This window comes from Pantoea sp. GD03673 (genome assembly GCF_029844725.1).
Taxonomy (GTDB): Bacteria; Pseudomonadota; Gammaproteobacteria; order Enterobacterales; family Enterobacteriaceae; genus Pantoea.
This window is the reverse complement of record NZ_JAOCKJ010000023.1, coordinates 1-17,216: the sequence shown is the minus strand read 5'-3', so window position 1 is coordinate 17,216 and position 17,216 is coordinate 1. Positions and strand designations below refer to the sequence as shown.

The 17,216-nt window shown below is 53.7% G+C and carries 17 protein-coding genes and 1 pseudogene; 8 read left to right on the top strand and 10 right to left on the bottom strand.

Features of this window, described 5'->3' with window-relative positions; genetic code table 11:
• Window positions 1–247 precede the first annotated feature (247 nt).
• From N5J69_RS21960 to N5J69_RS21950, 3 genes are all read right to left on the bottom strand, one after another.
• Entirely contained in the window at window positions 248–1,486 is a 1,239-nt protein-coding gene (locus N5J69_RS21960; RefSeq protein ID WP_069729945.1) for an MFS transporter, read from the bottom strand.
• A gap of 109 nt (window positions 1,487–1,595) precedes the next feature.
• Entirely contained in the window at window positions 1,596–2,423 is an 828-nt protein-coding gene (locus N5J69_RS21955) for a universal stress protein (protein WP_069729946.1), read from the bottom strand.
• An 18-nt stretch (window positions 2,424–2,441) separates the two neighbouring features.
• Entirely contained in the window at window positions 2,442–3,920 is a 1,479-nt protein-coding gene (locus tag N5J69_RS21950; protein WP_084227966.1) for a SulP family inorganic anion transporter, read from the bottom strand.
• Between the two features lie 483 nt (window positions 3,921–4,403).
• Between N5J69_RS21950 and N5J69_RS21945 the strand changes: the two genes are divergently transcribed.
• The 3 genes from N5J69_RS21945 to arsC all read left to right on the top strand — a co-directional run bounded on the left by N5J69_RS21945 (window position 4,404) and on the right by arsC (window position 6,605).
• Complete coding sequence (locus N5J69_RS21945) at window positions 4,404–4,757, top strand: metalloregulator ArsR/SmtB family transcription factor (protein ID WP_069729947.1); 354 nt, start codon at window positions 4,404–4,406, stop codon at window positions 4,755–4,757.
• An 89-nt stretch (window positions 4,758–4,846) separates the two neighbouring features.
• The gene (locus N5J69_RS21940) at window positions 4,847–6,130 is read left to right on the top strand and encodes an arsenic transporter (protein ID WP_069729948.1); all 1,284 of its coding nucleotides are present in this window, start codon (window positions 4,847–4,849) and stop codon (window positions 6,128–6,130) included.
• 46 nt (window positions 6,131–6,176) lie between these two features.
• Window positions 6,177–6,605 (top strand): glutaredoxin-dependent arsenate reductase, encoded by a 429-nt coding sequence (arsC, locus tag N5J69_RS21935; RefSeq protein ID WP_069729949.1) that lies wholly within the window; start codon window positions 6,177–6,179, stop codon window positions 6,603–6,605.
• A gap of 64 nt (window positions 6,606–6,669) precedes the next feature.
• Here arsC and arsH read toward each other — a convergent pair whose 3' ends face one another.
• Entirely contained in the window at window positions 6,670–7,383 is a 714-nt protein-coding gene (gene arsH / locus N5J69_RS21930; RefSeq protein ID WP_069729952.1) for an arsenical resistance protein ArsH, read from the bottom strand.
• Window positions 7,384–7,478: 95 nt separating this feature from the next.
• Window positions 7,479–8,648 carry a Na+/H+ antiporter NhaA gene (gene nhaA / locus N5J69_RS21925; RefSeq protein WP_069729950.1) on the bottom strand — a complete coding sequence of 390 codons (1,170 nt, stop codon included), beginning with the start codon at window positions 8,646–8,648 and terminating at the stop codon, window positions 7,479–7,481.
• Window positions 8,649–9,061: 413 nt separating this feature from the next.
• Between nhaA and crcB the strand changes: the two genes are divergently transcribed.
• A complete protein-coding gene (gene crcB / locus N5J69_RS21920; protein WP_084227967.1) occupies window positions 9,062–9,436 on the top strand; it encodes a fluoride efflux transporter CrcB in 375 nt (124 codons plus the stop codon).
• 119 nt (window positions 9,437–9,555) lie between these two features.
• On the opposite strand, the gene N5J69_RS21915 is transcribed toward crcB, so the two are convergent.
• The 4 genes and pseudogenes from N5J69_RS21915 to N5J69_RS21900 all read right to left on the bottom strand — a co-directional run bounded on the left by N5J69_RS21915 (window position 9,556) and on the right by N5J69_RS21900 (window position 13,402).
• Window positions 9,556–11,679: a tyrosine-type recombinase/integrase gene (locus tag N5J69_RS21915; RefSeq protein WP_102990955.1), complete on the bottom strand. Its 2,124-nt coding sequence runs from the start codon at window positions 11,677–11,679 to the stop codon at window positions 9,556–9,558.
• Window positions 11,676–12,665 carry a tyrosine-type recombinase/integrase gene (locus N5J69_RS21910; protein ID WP_096073986.1) on the bottom strand — a complete coding sequence of 330 codons (990 nt, stop codon included), beginning with the start codon at window positions 12,663–12,665 and terminating at the stop codon, window positions 11,676–11,678. The genes N5J69_RS21915 and N5J69_RS21910 overlap by 4 nt, the downstream gene beginning before the upstream one ends.
• Before the next feature lie 73 nt (window positions 12,666–12,738).
• Window positions 12,739–12,966: pseudogene (locus N5J69_RS21905) on the bottom strand (DNA polymerase V subunit UmuC); the annotation flags it as partial.
• A 58-nt stretch (window positions 12,967–13,024) separates the two neighbouring features.
• A complete protein-coding gene (locus tag N5J69_RS21900) occupies window positions 13,025–13,402 on the bottom strand; it encodes a S24 family peptidase (protein ID WP_096073988.1) in 378 nt (125 codons plus the stop codon).
• Window positions 13,403–13,699: 297 nt separating this feature from the next.
• Here N5J69_RS21900 and N5J69_RS21895 point away from each other — a divergent pair, with 297 nt between their 5' ends.
• The 4 genes from N5J69_RS21895 (at window position 13,700) to N5J69_RS21880 (ending at window position 16,815) form a co-directional block, all read left to right on the top strand.
• The gene (locus tag N5J69_RS21895; RefSeq protein WP_096073989.1) at window positions 13,700–14,593 is read left to right on the top strand and encodes a RepB family plasmid replication initiator protein; all 894 of its coding nucleotides are present in this window, start codon (window positions 13,700–13,702) and stop codon (window positions 14,591–14,593) included.
• 384 nt (window positions 14,594–14,977) lie between these two features.
• Window positions 14,978–15,349 carry a hypothetical protein gene (locus N5J69_RS21890; protein WP_096073990.1) on the top strand — a complete coding sequence of 124 codons (372 nt, stop codon included), beginning with the start codon at window positions 14,978–14,980 and terminating at the stop codon, window positions 15,347–15,349.
• A gap of 207 nt (window positions 15,350–15,556) precedes the next feature.
• Complete coding sequence (locus N5J69_RS21885) at window positions 15,557–16,084, top strand: hypothetical protein (protein WP_279772550.1); 528 nt, start codon at window positions 15,557–15,559, stop codon at window positions 16,082–16,084.
• 33 nt (window positions 16,085–16,117) lie between these two features.
• Window positions 16,118–16,815 (top strand): IS1 family transposase gene (locus N5J69_RS21880; protein ID WP_223814698.1). Its coding sequence is split into 2 segments (ribosomal slippage): window positions 16,118–16,367 and window positions 16,367–16,815, totalling 699 coding nucleotides; the frame shifts between segments, so codons are not numbered across the junction.
• On the opposite strand, the gene N5J69_RS21875 is transcribed toward N5J69_RS21880, so the two are convergent.
• Window positions 16,750–17,190: a hypothetical protein gene (locus N5J69_RS21875; RefSeq protein ID WP_279772548.1), complete on the bottom strand. Its 441-nt coding sequence runs from the start codon at window positions 17,188–17,190 to the stop codon at window positions 16,750–16,752. The two genes, N5J69_RS21880 and N5J69_RS21875, sit on opposite strands and share 66 nt — an antisense overlap.
• Window positions 17,191–17,216: the final 26 nt, after the last annotated feature.

Sequence of the window (17,216 nt, the reverse complement as noted above, 5' to 3'; positions counted from 1 at the left end):
GGTTAGCGTGTTCCGCACAAACGCTGGTTAAAATTTCTGTTAAGTGCTTTTTATATGTCTGTAAACGGCGTGCTGCCAGGCGCATTTCTTAGGCCTGTCATCTCAGTAACAGTATTCCATAAGCCATCCTACGGGATGGCTTAATTCCTTCCTTACGTAACGTTGGCACAAAGCGGACATACGTGCTGCAAGGTCCGCTATGAGCGAGGAGCGGACATTGTCCGCTTCGATGTAGACATTTATTGCCTTAATGAACTTCCGGCCTGTTATGAGAGTTCGATCTGTTTATGTCCCCATCGGTGCCTGCTTTAACCAGGGCTGCGACCAGGCTGGCTACGAGAATGAAGATCAGGCATATCAGTGCCTGTATCCTGAGAGCAACATGATGGTCAATCAGCATACCTATGATGACCGGCGAGGCTCCACTGGCGAGCACTGTGCCTGCCTCAACCGCCGAGCGCACTTTTGCAAGCTGCTCAGGGCCAAACAGCTGCACCCACAGCGCGGTCCCCAGCGTTGACGCGATGGCTGACGATATGCCCGTCACGATGAGATAAAACGGCGTGACCCACATGCTGTTACTCAGCCACAGCGCCAGCATGCCAGCGCCCTGCGGCAGCAGAAACCACGGCAGCAACCGGCGCGGCGTGAGCCTGTCAATCAGCGGACCAAATGACAACAGGGCCGCCGCCTGCGTAACGGCGTAGGCAATAAACCACGCAGCCACCCACGACAGTGCCCACCCTTTCTCCTCTGCCAGCCGCGCCTGATGAAAAAAGAAGCCCGTGGTGATGAAAGGTGACGCGAGCACCGCCGGCAGCGCCAGGAGCAGGTTCCGGTCTTTCCATACTGAAATCTCCCGGGCCTTCACTGTTCCCCGCTTTCTGAACGTCCGCAGCGGCTTTTCGGCCCCACGCGGAAGGCAGCTCACAGCCAGCACAACGCCGGCAACCAGAACCGCCGCGTTAATCAGCCAGGCAATGCGCCATCCCGTCAGGTGGTTAATCTGCACGGCCGCCACCGGAAACAGCGCCTGCGCCAGCGACAGGCCCAGCGCGATGGCACCCAGCGCCTTCCCGGCGTCCAGCGGGAACTGTCGTGCAGTTGCGGTCAGCGAGGTGTGCACCATCAGGCCCTGCCCGCCGAGCCGGAGCAGGTAAAAACCGGCGCAGAGCATCCACGTCGCCTGCGCGCCGGATACCAGCAGGCAGGCTGTCACCAGCAACAGGGTGACGGCCAGGGTAAACAGCCGGGTGGTAGTGTTATCAATCAGCCGGCCTGCCCAGGGCAGGGTGACGGCACTCATTACTGTGCCGGCGGCATACAGCCCGCCCAGCCCGCCATCGCTGAGTCCGAATGCCTGGCGCAGGTCCTGCCCGTAAAGCGAGACGAAGTAAGTCTGTCCGAAGCTCGACATCGCCATCAGTATCGCGCCAAAGGCGAGATGGCTGCCGTGCTGATACATAAAGCGAAACAGCTGACGCATAATTTTCCCTGAGCGCGGCTGAAAGGGGTGCTGCGCAAATGAACGCCTCCGGAACATCAGTCCCGGAAGCGCGTTATGAAAAGGGCCTGCGTTTGCAGGCCTGTAAAGGTTATCGCAGCATCAGCAGCGGATGACGGCTTTCAGCCAGCATCGTCGTGGTATGGCTGCCGATAAAGAACCGGCGCAGCCGGGAGTGCCCCCAGGCCCCCATCACGATCAGGTCCGTGCCGTTCTCCTCCGCGTAACCGCACAGCCCGCGCGTGACGGATTCATCCTCAATCAGCCGGGACTCTGCATCGATACCGGCCGCCTTCAGGATTTGCTGCGCATCCTGAAGTGAAGCATCGTCGCCGTTCACCATCACCACATCGCAGGTCAGGCCGCGAAGCAGCGGACTCACGGTCAGACGGGTCAGGTTTCGGCGGCTCGCTTCGCTGCCGTCCCAGGCAAACAGCACCCGGGATGGCGCGCTGAACGTTTCCGGCACGACCAGCACGGGCGCTTTCTGCAGGCGGATGACGCTTTCAAGCTGGCTGCCCACGGTATGTTCCGACCCCAGTCGTCCGAGAACCATCAGCCTGACGTCATCCAGCCCGGCAAGGATCTCATCCAGCGCGCCGTGCATCTGCAGCTGGCGCACTTCCGTAACCCCCGCACGGGACAGCCGCTCCGCGCAGCCGGCCAGAATGGCTTTACCCTGCGCCATGAGCAGACGGCTGCGCTCACCCTCCACGCGCACAAGCTCTTCGGTCAGCAGTTCTTTGCTGTCGATGCCAATGCTGCCGCTCAGGTCAGAGACGGCCGGATGACCGTCTTTTTCCAGCACGTGCAGCAGGGACAGCGGCGCAGAGAGGCCGGCGGCGGCCCACGCCGCGTAGTCACAGACCGGCCCGGTTGACGGCGAACCGTCCACGCAGGCCACAACGGTATTGTTCATAGCTGAATCTCCTGTCGGTTAGTGACCGCCCATCAGTTTTTCCGCTTCTTCCGGCTTGTCGTGCACCCCGAAGCGGTCAACGAGGGTACGGGTAGCGTCGTTCATGCCCAGTATTTCCACCTCCGCGCCTTCCCGACGGAACTTAATCACCGCCCTGTCCAGCGCGCTCACGGAGGTGATGTCCCAGAAGTGGGCGTGCGTGACGTCAATGACCATGCGCTCTGCCGCTTCCCGGAAGTCAAAATGGCTCATAAAACGGTCGGCGGAGGCAAAAAAGACCTGGCCGGTTACGGTATAGGTCCGGGTATCACCTTCAAGTGTCGACCTGACCGTCATAAAGCGCGCTACCTTGGTGGCAAAGTTCAGTGACGCAATCAACACGCCGGTCAGCACGCCAAAGGCCAGGTTGTGGGTTGCCACCACCACGACCACGGTTGCCAGCATGACCACGCTGGTTGACAGCGGATGACGACGCAGGTCGGTAATGGAACGCCAGGAGAAGGTACCGATGGACACCATGATCATTACTGCTACCAGCGCCGCCATCGGGATCTGCGACACCTGGTCACGAAGGAAGATAATCAGGCAGAGCAGCACCAGTCCGGCCGTCAGGGTGGAGAGGCGTCCGCGCCCGCCGGACTTCACGTTAATCACCGACTGACCAATCATGGCGCAACCCGCCATGCCGCCGATAAACGCCGTGCAGACGTTGGCGATGCCCTGCGCCTTGCACTCGCGGTTTTTATCGCTTGGGGTGTCGGTCATATCGTCCACGATAGTGGCGGTCATCATGGATTCCAGCAGTCCCACCACGGCAAGGCCGGCGGAGTAAGGCAGGATAATCAGCAATGTATCCAGGTTCAGCGGAATGTCCGGAATGAGGAACACCGGCAGGCTGTCGGGCAGTTTGCCCATGTCGCCCACGGTGCGCACGTCCAGGTGCAGCCACATGGAAATGGCGGTCAGCACTACGATGCAGACCAGCGGGGAGGGGATGGTTTTAATGAGGTAGGGAAAGAGGTAGATGATTGCCAGACCGGCGGCGGTAAGCGCATAAACGTGCCAGGTCACGTTGGTCAGCTCCGGCAGTTGTGCCATAAAAATCAGGATGGCCAGCGCGTTGACGAAGCCCGTCACGACCGAGCGCGACACGTAGCGCATCAGGCTGCCAAGCTTCAGGTAGCCGGCGGCCAGCTGCAGCAGGCCGGTGAGCACCGACGCCGCCAGCAGATACTGCAGGCCGTGGTCTTTCACCAGGGTTATCATCAGCAGCGCCATCGCACCGGTGGCCGATGAAATCATCGCAGGGCGTCCGCCAAAGATGGCCATAACCACGGGAATACAGAACGCCGAGTAAAGACCGACCTGCGGGTCGACTCCGGCAATGATGGAAAACGCGATCGCTTCAGGAATGAGCGCGAGCGCAACGACAATACCGGCGAGCACGTCACCACGGACGTTGCCCAGCCAGTCCTTACGCGTTGAGGACAGCAGCATAATAATTTCTCAGATTTTGAATACAGTCAGCCCGTCGGGCAAAAAATTCAGGTACGAAAAAGCACATCCGCAGACGGGATGTTTCAGAGTGCGCGACTGAGGTTACTCAGTGCGGCAGAGGAGGGTTACGACTCAGGGTGGCGTAAGACGCATGATTTTTTAAGTACTCCTTTACGGCAACAGGGTGCCTTCAGGACTGAAGTAAGCCAGCGGAACCCGGGAAGGCGCGCTGACGGCTAAGCCTGATTTTATCAGGACAGGCGCTAAACTATAATCGAAAGCGGTGAGAGGTCAACGTTTCAGCATGCAGAACAGAATCGGTGACAGCAGCAGAAATGCGCATATTAAAAATGTCTGCGCATGGCGCAGGTCAGACACGAGCCGGGCTAGCCCGGCTTTACATATGTGAATTTATGAATATGTATTGACGCCATATGCGTTGAAAGTCACACTGTTTTTTTAAGCCTGCTATCCGGAATTATCATGCCTCAGCTTTTACCTCTTCAGCTCTTCAAGGGTCTGTCTGACGAAACGCGTTTAAGCCTTGTCCTGCTTTTGCGCGAGAAAGGCGAGCTCTGTGTCTGCGAGCTGACACTCATACTGAAAGAAAGCCAGCCTAAAATATCCCGTCACCTTGCCCTGCTAAGAGATACTGGCCTGCTCATCGACAGACGGGAAGGCAAGTGGATTCATTACCGGCTGTCACCTCACATGCCTGCCTGGGCGGCAGCGGTGATTGAGCAGGCATACCTTTGTCAGCGGAATGACATTCTGCAACTCAGCCGGCAGGCTGAGCGGGACAACGCAACCACTAACGGCAAGCCTGTCTGCATTTAAAAATTTAACCTTACATATATGTTTTAACATATATATATTCTTAAATTCGTTGTGCATATTCTTACAGGTACAGTATTGAAGGAGGGTGTATGTTTCTGGCGGGTGCGATTTTTTTCTTGACGCTGGTATTGGTTATCTGGCAGCCGAAAGGACTCAGTATTGGCTGGAGTGCCTGTATCGGGGCCGCGCTGGCGCTGCTGGCCGGCGTGGTACACATCGGTGATATTCCGGCTGTCTGGCAGATTGTCTGGAACGCCACGGCCACGTTTATTGCGGTCATCATCATCAGTCTGCTGTTAGATGAGTCCGGCTTTTTTGAGTGGGCAGCACTGCACGTTGCCCGCTGGGGAGACGGTAAAGGCAGGCTGCTGTTCACGTATATCATCCTGCTTGGCGCGGCAGTGGCGGCGCTGTTCGCCAATGATGGCGCGGCGCTTATCCTGACGCCAATCGTCATCGCCATGCTTCTGGCGCTGGGCTTCAGTCCGGGTTCAACGCTGGCCTTTGTGATGGCGGCTGGATTTATCGCAGATACGTCCAGCCTGCCGCTCATCGTGTCGAACCTGGTCAACATCGTGACGGCGGACTTCTTTAAGCTGGGCTTCAGCGAGTATGCGTCCGTCATGGTGCCGGTGAATATTGCCTCCGTGGCGGCCACGCTGGTGACGCTGCACCTGTTTTTTCGCAAAGACATCCCGGCAACCTATGACCTGGCGAAGCTGAAAGCGCCACGTGACGCTATCCGGGACATGCGCACCTTTAAAACAGGGTGGCTGGTACTGCTTCTGCTGCTGGCTGGCTTTTTTGGTCTGGAGCCACTCGGTGTGCCGGTCAGCCTGGTCGCGGCGGTGGCAGCATTTATTCTCTGTCTGGTTGCGCGGAAAGGGCACGCTATCGATACCGGGAAGGTGCTGAAAGGTGCGCCCTGGCAGATAGTTATCTTCTCGCTGGGCATGTACCTCGTCGTATATGGCCTGCGCAACGCCGGGCTGACCGATCATCTCTCTGCCATCCTGAACCGCTTTGCAGAGCACGGCGTCTGGGGCGCCACGCTGGGCACCGGTTTTCTGACCGCTGCACTCTCTTCGGTCATGAACAACATGCCTGCCGTGCTGGTTGGTGCGCTGTCGATTGACGGCAGCACTGCTCAGGGCGTCGTGAGGGAGGCGATGATTTACGCCAACATCATCGGCTGTGACCTTGGCCCGAAAATCACCCCCATCGGCAGCCTCGCCACCCTGCTGTGGCTGCACGTCCTGGCACAGAAAAACATCACCGTCAGCTGGGGCTATTACTTCCGCGTGGGCATCGTGATGACCCTGCCGGTGCTTTTTGTGACGCTGGCAGCGCTGGCCCTGCGCCTGTCTGTTTAACCTTAACCCGGGGCTGCATACGCAGCGCCTTAACGGAGCATCGCTTATGACTGCCATTACCATTTACCACAACCCGGCCTGCGGAACGTCCCGCAACACCCTGGCGCTTATCCGCAACAGCGGTACCGAACCCACGGTAATTCTGTATCTGGAAACACCACCGTCACGCGACGAGCTGAAAAAGCTGATTACGGATATGGGGATCAGCGTGCGTGCGTTGCTGCGCAAAAATACGGAGCCGTATGAGCAGCTGGGTCTGGCAGAGGATCGGTTCAGCGATGACGAACTGCTGGATGCCATGCTGGCACACCCCATCCTCATTAATCGTCCGGTGGTGGTGACGCCACTCGGCACAAAGCTCTGTCGTCCCTCTGAAGTGGTTCTGGATATTCTGCCGGACCCGCAGAAAGGGGCATTTACGAAAGAAGATGGCGAGCAGGTCACTGATGAGCACGGTAACCGGATTAGTCGCTGACCCTGGAGCATGCGTCTGACAGGACGGGAGATGCAAGAAGAGAAGCCGGCAGATGCCGGCTTTTTCATATGCTGCGCTGATTGACCCGCTCTGAGAGCTGTGCGGCACTCTCTTTCTTTTCACTGTAGCGATCGGTCAGGTAATCACTGCATCCGCGCGTCAGCAGGGTGAACTTCATCAGCTCCTCCATCACGTCAACAATGCGATCATAATACGGAGAAGGTTTCATGCGACCATCTTCCTCAAACTCGGCCCAGGCTTTTGCCACGGATGACTGGTTCGGGATGGTGATCATGCGCATCCAGCGGCCGAGGATTCGCATCTGGTTGACGGCATTAAATGACTGTGAGCCGCCGCTGACCTGCATGACCGCGAGTGTTTTCCCCTGTGACGGCCGGACCGCGCCGGACGTCAGGGGTATCCAGTCGATCTGTGCTTTCATGATGCCGGTCATCGCGCCGTGCCGTTCCGGCGAGCACCAGACCATGCCTTCCGACCAGAGCACCAGCTCGCGCAGCTCCGCGACTTTCGGATGCGTCTCCGGGGCATCGTCGGGCAGGGGCAGTCCCGACGGATTGAAGATTTTCACCTCTGCGCCCATGGCCGTCAGCAGCCGGGCGGCTTCTTCCGTGGTCAGCCGGCTGTAAGAGCGTTCCCGCAGCGAGCCGTAGAGCATCAGGATGCGGGGCGGATGAGCCACTACTGAAACACTGAGCTTTTCTTCGGTCAGTGGGGTTTCAAGAAGTGCGGCATCAATATTTTTTAGCTCATCGGTAATATCATTCACAATAAGAACCTGCTGTAAGTGGCCAGAGTGTTCGGTCAGGTATTACTTCGATCTGAGGTTGCATCAGTTGCTGCACAGGTTTCGGCTTAATGCCGGCGCGAAAGCATCAGGATAAGGGCTCCGGCAAATGCAGAGAGGACCGATCCTGCCAGCACGCCAACTTTGACTTCATCAATAAGCAGCTGACTTCCCGCAAAGGCCAGGTTACCAATGAAGAGACTCATGGTAAATCCAATGCCGCACAGTACAGCGACGCCGTACAGCTGAAGCCATGAGCTGTTCGCGGGCTTTTTAGCCAGTCCCAGACTGATAGCAAGCACCGAAAGGCCAAAAACACCGGCCTGCTTGCCAAAAAAAAGCCCTGCAGCCACACCAACCGGTATGGGTGACAGGAGGTCATCCGCAGTCAGACCTGAGAGTGACACGCCGGCATTGGCAAAGCCAAATATCGGAAGAATAAGAAAAACGACCCAGGGCTCAAGACCATGTTCCAGTCGCTCCAGCGGTGAGTCAGAAGAGCTGCTCGTATTCAACGGTATAAACAGCGCGATAAGAATACCTGCGACAGTGGCATGGACTCCCGACTGAAGCATGAAAAACCACATCAGCCCGCCAGCCAGGAGATAGGGAAGCAACCGCTTCACGCCTGCTTTATTCATGCCTGCCATCAGCAGGGCGGTTGCCGCAGCGCTGCCAAGCATCAGGAGTGAAATATCGCTGGTATAAAAAATCGCAATAATCGCCACAGCCCCCATATCATCCAGGATGGCCAGGGCAGAGAGAAAAATCTTCAGGGATGCCGGAACGCGTTTTCCCAGTAAGGTCAGCACACCAAGTGCAAAGGCTATGTCCGTCGCAGCAGGTATGGCCCATCCGCGTAGCGTATCCGCATTACCGGAGTTAAAGCCCGCATAAATAAGAGCCGGCACCGCGACGCCACCCAGCGCCGCGAAACCGGGCAGCGCGCGCTGGCTCCATGTGGACAGCTGACCGGCGAGAAGCTCCCGCTTGATTTCCAGCCCGACAAACAGGAAAAAGATGGCCATGAGTCCATCATTCACCCAGTGTTCAACAGACAGACCGGCGGTTTTGTACTTCAGCAGGAATTCATACCCTTCACGCAGGGAAGAGTTAGCGACTGCGATGGCCGCTGCGGATGCGAGGATAAGAATAATGCCACCTGCCGCTGGCGAGCTGATAAATCCGCTGACAACGGCAGGAAGATTTTTTTTATTTCTGATCGTGGACTGTGGCACACAGCCTCCTTCTAAAAGTTGAGTTCAGACTGTCTGTTACAGTTAATACGATGAGTGTAAATACGTCCTTCAGATAAGGTGAAAGATAGCCCTGTCACTAATCATCTCTTAACTAATTGATAAAAATTGTATTTTATCATAAATAGTAACGTTCCCTGGCCGGTCAGCGTAAAATCAGGTAAAGGGATTACGGACGTTGTGCCTGTGCCCGGTCATCCCTACCCATAAAGAAAACCGGGAGATTGTTTCCCATACGAACCTGCTCAGGTCACTGATAGTTTTGCTTGAAAACCGGCCTGAGACTGCGACAAAAAGACTGCATATGCCAGTGGCAGTGCCACTGGTCTACAGGCTGGATGCTGGCGTTAATGTTGTATTAAAAATTACACTTAACTGAGAAAAGGAGTGAAGCAGTGAGTCAGCTGTTAGCAATTATGGCCGGTGGGGCCGTGGGATGTGTCATTCGCTGGTTTTTTGGCGTCAAACTGAACAGCATTTTTCCTTCTCTTCCGCCCGGTACGCTGGTCGTTAACCTTCTGGGCGCTTTCATCATCGGAGCAGCAGTGGCATATTTCCTACGCCATCCGCATCTCGATCCTTCCTGGAAACTGCTCATTGTTACCGGCCTGTGTGGCGGCCTGACAACATTTTCTACATTTTCTGTCGAAGTATTCACCCTGCTACAGGCCGGGAATTATACGTGGGCATTCATATCGGTACTGGTTCACGTGGCCGGTTCAGTCCTGATGACCGCTGCGGGTTTCTACCTCGTCACATTATTATTCTGATGAAGGTCATTCTGCGAGCAGCAAACCCGATCGCTAACCAAAAAAAGCCATCAACGCCCTTCTAGTTTAAGGATAGCGTTGCATCAACCAGTTGAAATCAAAGCACAAAACGGACCCTTTTATCCTTCAGATCTATCACTTAACCTTGTAAGAGCGCGTTCTAATTTTTCAGCGTCCTTTTCTGCAATAGCCTTTTCATCTGGTGTAAGCGGAACTTCTTCAAGGTAACGTCTGACAGAGGCTTTGCTTTCCAGTACCAGCCCGCGCGCGCTCTGTTTGAGCAGGTTAAAATCGCAGCCGATGCAGGCCATCCGGTGCTGACAGCTGCTCCAGAAGGGATTCGTGCAGTATGAGTCACCCAGATCATAGTACGTCGCGGGTCCGGTCAGACTGGCGGCTTCCGGATCGTGGTCAATCAGCACGCTGATCATGTGAGCGACCCTGTCTGCTTTTACGAACGATGCAGCCAGCTGAGTCGGGCGGATGCGGATATAGTGCATTGTCGACTGTGCGGATGAGTGACCTGACCACTGCATCAGCTCATGTAAAGACATGCCCCCGGGAACACTGGCCAGTGCTGTAACGGCAGAAGCACGGCCACGGTGGCTTGTAATAGGACCCCGTGAATCTTCTGAAGGCATTCCTGCTCTGGCGCAGAGAAGCGGAATGACAGTGAGATTTATTATGTTCCTTCCCACCGGTTTACCCCGGTTCTGAAACAGATAACGAACTTTTTCACCGGTGCGTTCATCCGTAAGTGCTGCCTGCTCCTGAGGGCGCTCACTGAGCCAGATATCAACATATTTTTTCACAACAGCCGAGACCGGCTTAACAAATGCTTTAGACGTTTTGCCGGCGGGCACGCTGAGATAGCACAGAGTACCCGCCGGGATAGCACTGCCGTTTTCCTGCAGAATGTCATCCGCCTGTGGAGTAACGCACTCCGTTGTCAGACGCATCAGCTCGTTCTGTCGCAGCCCGGCATGTGTCCAGATAACCGCCATAGCCTGAAGCATAGACAGGGGGTAATGAATTTCGCTCAGCAGATCTTCCTGACGCAGGTTCAGGCTTGCCCAGACCAGTTTCAGCCAGACAGGATCATCAATAACACGGGGGCTTACGCCCTGACGAAACAGCGGTGTGTCAGGCGTGGAAAGATGACGGGCCGGACTGAATTTTAATTTCCCCCACCCCCAGCTTTCATAATCAAGCATAAAACGACGAACTGCATAAACAAACCGGCTACGGGAATGCGGCATCAGAGGCTCTCCTGAGCGGTTTGATCGCCTGCCCCCTTTATGGGTGTTCAGTGACAGTCCGTCCACTTTCATTCTGCCGACCATTGCAATGAAGCTGACGCAGGTTTCCATTGTCCAGTCAGACGGCACACATATTTCCGGCTTTTCCCGGGCAAGCCACAGGCCGCATCGGAGAATGAAACTGTACTGACTTTCTCTGGAGCGGGGGCGGATCACCGACGTTTCCCGCCACTTCCGGCACCACCGGACCCAGTCAGGCGCGATACCTTCTGTTGGCTTTTCATGCCATTCTTTATAATTCCGCATTCTCAGAGGACTTTTTATAATTCCCATAGCAGCAAGTGCATAGGATATTTTTCCTGTAACTCTTGAGATCCCCCGGTCGTGGCAGTTCTGCCCCCGCCACAGCAGTTCTGTCGTAAAAGTTTCAAGTTGCGGATCATTGTTCATCAGCATCAGAACACCCAGCATACCCGACAGATTGTGTTTCTGATTCTGCCCGACATATCCCAGTGAAATCAGAACGTCCGTCAGGCGGTTAAGTTCATGGCTGACAAAATTCCGGCCATAGATGGCACTGGCGTACAGCGACGGTGCGCCATGCACTGGCAGGCTGAGCGGAGAGGGAAACGGGCCGAGATGAAAGGCAAAAGCAGCAAGCAAAGGCCTGCCGGAACTGTGTTGCCGACAGACCGTTAACCACCTTTCCTGCGTCCACAGCCAGCAGGGCTGACCCGCACGGTGCGTTTCTGCAAGGACGGCAAGGAGGATAATTCTGACAAGTCTGGCACTGATACTGCTGCGTGAGGCAATGTCCCGCAGAGGCAGCAGCAAAAACGGCAGGGCCCCTGGCTGATCGAGCGCAGCTGACCGCCGGTAGCCTGTGCTTATCGCTTCTGTTTCCTCAGGACTTAACGCATCACTCAACTGATAATCTGTGCGTTTAAAAGGTACATAAGTGACTCTGGCTGTTTTTCCGTTCATCGGCAGGTCTCCGCCTGAAAAATCAGTCCGGCGACTTTCCTGTCGGTTTCAGCCACGGCTGCGGCTATCCGGCCAGCCAGATCGGAACCTGACAGATGGATATAAATTTGTGTGGTGCGCGGATCCCTGTGCCCTGCATAAGTCGCCAGCTCATGCAGCTTCCAGCCAGCCCGTGCCAGATGCGTCAGACGAAGATGGCGGAAGGTATGTGTTGTAATCTGTGGAAGACCGGTATCCAGAGCCCATCTACGTATGGTTTTACTCCAGTTCCACACAGAAAGGGGTGTGCCGTAATTACGGTCGGAAAATGAACGGAACAACGCACCCTGTGTCCAGCCAGCCTGCTTCAGTTGCCGAAAATGGTTTGCCAGTACCGGCGCCACGTCCGGACCATAACACACGACCCTTTCCCGCCTGCCTTTGGTTGTTTCTGCACGAATACGAATCAGGCGATGAGCAGGATCAATATCTTCAAGCACCAGGGCTGTCACTTCTGCACGGCGGAGAGCACCAAAATAGGCAAGCGCGAGCATCAGCCGGTCACGCAGTGAGGCCGCTGAAACATGTTTAAGAAATCTCAGCCATTGCTCGTTATCAGGTATCACAGGTAAGCGGGTGATGCGCGGGACCAGCCCCCGCCCGGTATAAATGGTACCAGGTAAACCCGCACGGGGTAGCGGATTGAGACTGCATATATCCTGATAAACCAGAAAATCATACCAGAGACGGATCGCAGACAGGCGCAGCTGGAGCGTGGCGCTGGCCGCAGAAAAAGGCATGTCGGGCAGCTGAGGGCTGATGTAGGCGGCCATTTCTTCAAACCGTGCCTTTTCAGGTGCAATCCTGTACTGGCTGCAGAACGCAAAATAATGGCGGAGGGCACTGCGGTAGGCGGTGAGTGTGGCCTGCGCCCGGCCCAGGTCGGACAGCAGTTTCAGCCAGCGCTCTGCCAGCAAGAGGATATGTTCATCCGGTGGGATCAGCATTGTGTTCACCTCTGATAGCGGTATTGCTGCTCAAAGTTTACTCAGCCAATGTTGCATTCCACTTAACTTACTATAGGGCGTAGTTAGAGCTGAAGATATGAACGCCATTTTCCCGAAAGTAGCGCTCATTTTTAAACAGAGGGGCGCCCATTTTGATACCCATTCGCTTGGCTTCTGCAGAACGGGCAATCACGCAGCCATCATTATTTGACACTACGCATATGGGTTTACCTCTCAAATCGGGTCGAAACACCGTTTCGCAGGATGCATAGAAATTATTGGCATCGGCCAGTGCGAACATTTTTAAACTCCGGCTGTTCTCGCTCATTACAGCTTATACACCCCATAGCTTATCTGGGTCATTCACCTGGCGGATGATTGAATCCCAGTCCTGCGACATCGGTAAGCGCATAGGCTACAACGCCCCAGACAGGCAGTTCTTGGCTTTCATCGAGCAGAGTAATGGTCTCATCTCCTCTTAACTCTTGCAGCGCCGGTACGGGGTTTATAAGAATCCTGCGAAGCACGAGTTCTCCTTCAATCTCAGCGACAATGATGTGTCGGTGTTGCGGGGTGAGCGCGCGATCAATGGCCAGAACTGAGCCCTGCATGATTCCTGCTTCAGGATAACTGCTGTCGCTACGTACAAGGAACGTAGAATGAGGAGATAGGGTAACCAGATCGCCCAGATTGAGCCGCTGTTCTGCAAAGTTTTGTGCCGGGTTCTGAAAAGCCATCTCAGCTCCAATATCTTTAAAATTAAGAGAGTTAGAAAATTTTTATCCACATATCCAGTAGATAGATCAATTCTTTTAGATCATATAGAGATCAAGTAAAGATCAATAAAGATCACCGCCTCCGTAACCTGATGATTGGTAATTAAAAAATAGCACTTTGGGCGGTCACTTTCATAAGTATAGCGGTTACTTTCATAATAAAAGCGTTTACTTTCATAAAATAGGCGGTTACTTTCATAACCCTAAAGCGGTTACTTTCATAAATCTGGATATTATTTGCTCATTCGGTGTGGATAAATGGAAAAAGTACAGGAAAACAGCGAGATAGAGAGCCCTTTTTGCATTATTAAAAAAGAGTCCAACACAAGTTATGAACTTACACCAAACAGCAACAAGTCTGTTCAGCCTGTGGCTCTACTTCGCCTCAGCGTTTTCACACCTGTCGCACCCAAAGAAAAGGGTAAACGCGACTTCCTGATTGATGCTTCTGAAGAACTATCCAGTCTGGAAGTGGCAAGGCAGGAAGGTTACACCGACATTAAAATCCAGGGGGCAAAGCTAAGCATGTCCACTGATTTTAAAACATGGATCGGCGTAATTTCTGCCTTTTCAAAGTACGGCTATAGCAGCGAGAAAATCACGCTGCCGTTCTCTGAGTTTGCCCGGATGTGTGGTCTTAAACCTACTGATATTAACGGAAGGGCCCGCGCACGATTGCACGATTCACTTTTTAATCTTTCAAGCGTAACCCTCTCTTTTCGTGGCAAAAATACTAAAAAATCGTTGGTTACTCATCTGGTTCAGCGAGCTATGCTCAATCATGAAACAGACCAGGTTGAAATCGTTGGCGACAGTAGTTTGTGGGAGCTTTACCGCTACGATCATAAAGTTTTGCTCGGTTTAAAAGCTCTTTCAGAGCTGTCCCGCAAAGAAGCGGCACAGTCCCTGTATGTGTATCTGGAAAGTATGCCGGCCGGCCCCCTCTATATCTCGATGAAGCGTTTTCGTGAACGTCTCGCGCTTGAATCGCAGATTAAAGACCAGAACGCCATTATTCGACGTGCACTGGCTGACCTGGTAAGAATCGGCTATCTCGACTTTACCGAGTACAAAAAAGGCAGGGAAATCATGTTTGTCATTAACAGTCGTTCGCCAAAGCTTCAGGCGATTGGACGCTCAGCCAAAAAATAGCGGTTACTTTCATAAAAACGTTTAGGGTGGTCACTTTCATAAGAAGCGCAGCCCAGGGTAGGGTGCTTTCATAAGGCCTCCTCGTAGAGTAGGGTACTTTCATAAATCAGTGCCCGTAAGGTAGGGTGCTTTCATAAAACAAGCTCTGCGGGACACAGTGTGATCCACAAAAATCGCGCAAATGGTGTTTTGGAGAGCGGAAGATTATGAAAGTGACCGCCTTCACGTCCTGGCTTATGAAAGTAACCGCTTTACCAGAATGAAAAGTGGCATCCCTTATGAAAGTGACCGCCTTTATGAAACTGACCGCTTAGTGACAACGTTTATGATCCTTACCAGCTCAGGGTGTGAATCAACCTAACTTGCATGGAGTGTTTAGTCGGAATGGAAACAGCTCAAATATACGTAACAGGTAGTGGTGACCCGCAAACCCGACTTGGTTTCGCGCGCGTACTTATCGAACAGGGTTCCCGGAAATCCCCGTTTATCTTCAACTACGAAGGCACGACCTATAAGCGCAGCCAGATTCAGGGCATGATTGATGCTGTGCTACAGCTCGATTGTCCGCATCATGTAGTATTCATTAGCGCCTCACCGCTGGCGCTGGAAAAGGCTGAAATTGGCGAGGGACCTAACCGGGATCTTATCTACGAGCTTTATCGTGTTCTGGCTACCAAAGGCTGTACGTATGTTTTTGATTTTCGGGTAGGAAAGGGAAAAGAGATAAACAAACTGCTGTTAGCTCACAGCGTTTGATTTGACGCGTCTGGTATCTTTTAGCCGGTTCGGAAATATGTGGTTTTATCGAGTGCCCGGAGAGAGGCATAAATAAACCGCCCGGCGGCAATTATTCTTCCTACTAATTAAGAGTCAAAGTAGGTTGCATGAGGCTGGTAAATTCAATTCTGATGGCTCCGGAGAACTACACTATTGAGTCAGACAACTACTATTCAAGGAAACTAAATGATAAAGCAACGAATTAGTTACTTTTCTGGATTTCCTCTTCTCATGATGCCGAATGCTCCTTCTAAGCTTAAGAATGCCAGCCTGACCGGCGCCCCTCAATCGTTTGTGACTCGGCGGGGCGATTACGTACATGCCAATGGGTTGACGAGGGATTACCACCTCTACATCATGGCGTCTAGGATCAATATATCGTTCTCCTCCAATGTTGTATGGGATCCGGTGGGTAAGAAGGTTAAATGTGATATTGTTTTTCACACTTTCCCAAATGTAACTATGGTTAAGGCCGAAATTCTGTTGGATGGAAGCTCACCGTACCCCCTTCCTCCAATGCTTGATGTCACCAAAATCCGAACTGTGCGTCCAGTGCAGTATACAAATCACGGCTACCTAGTCGGTCTGGAAATTATTTGCATCAATAACACACCTCGCCAATACTTTCTGAATCCAGATTTGCTGCACCACCTGCGTTTTCTCAACCCTCCTGCCCACTTGACAGATTTTCAGGTAATGGTGCCAACTTACTGATTTAGTGTATGATGGTGTTTTTGAGGTGCTCCAGTGGCTTCTGTTTCTATCAGCTGTCCCTCCTGTTCAGCTACTGAAGGCGTGGTGCGTAACGGTAAAAGTACTGCCGGACATCAGCGCTATCTCTGCTCTCACTGCCGTAAAACATGGCAGCTACAGTTCACTTACACCGCTTCTCAACCCGGTACGCATCAGAAAATCATTGATATGGCCATGAATGGCGTCGGATGTCGCGCCAGTGCACGCATTATGGGCGTTGGCCTCAACACGGTTTTACGTCACTTAAAAAACTCAGGCCGCAGTCGGTAACCTCGCGCATACAACCGGGCAGTGATGTGATTGTCTGCGCTGAAATGGACGAACAGTGGGGCTACGTCGGTGCTAAATCACGCCAGCGCTGGTTGTTTTACGCGTATGACAGGATACGGAGGACGGTTGTGGCGCACGTATTCGGTGAACGCACGCTGGCCACGCTGGAGCGTCTTCTGGGCCTGCTGTCGGCCTTTGAGGTCGTGGTATGGATGACGGATGGCTGGCCGCTTTATGAATCACGCCTGAAGGGAGAACTGCACGTTATCAGCAAGCGATATACGCAGCGCATTGAGCGGCATAACCTGAATCTGAGGCAGCATCTGGCAAGGCTGGGCAGGAAGTCACTGTCGTTCTCAAAATCGGTGGAGCTGCATGACAAAGTCATCGGGCATTATCTGAACATAAAACACTATCAGTAAGTTGGAGTCATTACCCGAATCCGTGCGGTAAAAAATCTGCCCACGGCTGGCAATCAGGTAACGCCCTGCGGCCTTTTCGCCCAGGTCGTACAGCGCCGTCATGCCTCCGCATGAACTCGCCAGACACGGCAACGCATTATGTCCGGCTGCCATCAGCCCGATGACATCTGTTTCATCAAGGAGCAGCACGTCCGTGCCATAGCTGCCGTTTCGCGCCGGGTAATGCTTCCCCTCTGACGGCGTGACCTTTTCGCCGTTTTCGCCTGTGACATGCCAGCGCGTGCGCAGATCGTTTGCACTGACGCAGATTTTTGGTCCGTTAACCCATGTTTTGGAAGATTCTGAAGCGGCGACGTTGACGTTTTGTGTGTGCATGCTGGTTCTCCTGTCAGGTGATTAAT

Bases quoted from the DNA above. Each gene is read 5' to 3' on its own strand.
- N5J69_RS21960 (WP_069729945.1), bottom strand. From the start codon at position 1,486: ATGCGTCAGCTGTTTCGCTTTATGTATCAGCACGGCAGCCATCTCGCC.
- N5J69_RS21955 (WP_069729946.1), bottom strand. From the start codon at position 2,423: ATGAACAATACCGTTGTGGCCTGCGTGGACGGTTCGCCGTCAACCGGG.
- N5J69_RS21950 (WP_084227966.1), bottom strand. From the start codon at position 3,920: ATGCTGCTGTCCTCAACGCGTAAGGACTGGCTGGGCAACGTCCGTGGT.
- N5J69_RS21945 (WP_069729947.1), top strand. From the start codon at position 4,404: ATGCCTCAGCTTTTACCTCTTCAGCTCTTCAAGGGTCTGTCTGACGAA.
- N5J69_RS21940 (WP_069729948.1), top strand. From the start codon at position 4,847: ATGTTTCTGGCGGGTGCGATTTTTTTCTTGACGCTGGTATTGGTTATC.
- arsC (WP_069729949.1), top strand. From the start codon at position 6,177: ATGACTGCCATTACCATTTACCACAACCCGGCCTGCGGAACGTCCCGC.
- N5J69_RS21915 (WP_102990955.1), bottom strand. From the start codon at position 11,679: ATGAACGGAAAAACAGCCAGAGTCACTTATGTACCTTTTAAACGCACA.
- N5J69_RS21910 (WP_096073986.1), bottom strand. From the start codon at position 12,665: ATGCTGATCCCACCGGATGAACATATCCTCTTGCTGGCAGAGCGCTGG.
- N5J69_RS21900 (WP_096073988.1), bottom strand. From the start codon at position 13,402: ATGGCTTTTCAGAACCCGGCACAAAACTTTGCAGAACAGCGGCTCAAT.
- N5J69_RS21895 (WP_096073989.1), top strand. From the start codon at position 13,700: ATGGAAAAAGTACAGGAAAACAGCGAGATAGAGAGCCCTTTTTGCATT.
- N5J69_RS21890 (WP_096073990.1), top strand. From the start codon at position 14,978: ATGGAAACAGCTCAAATATACGTAACAGGTAGTGGTGACCCGCAAACC.
- N5J69_RS21885 (WP_279772550.1), top strand. From the start codon at position 15,557: ATGATAAAGCAACGAATTAGTTACTTTTCTGGATTTCCTCTTCTCATG.
- N5J69_RS21875 (WP_279772548.1), bottom strand. From the start codon at position 17,190: ATGCACACACAAAACGTCAACGTCGCCGCTTCAGAATCTTCCAAAACA.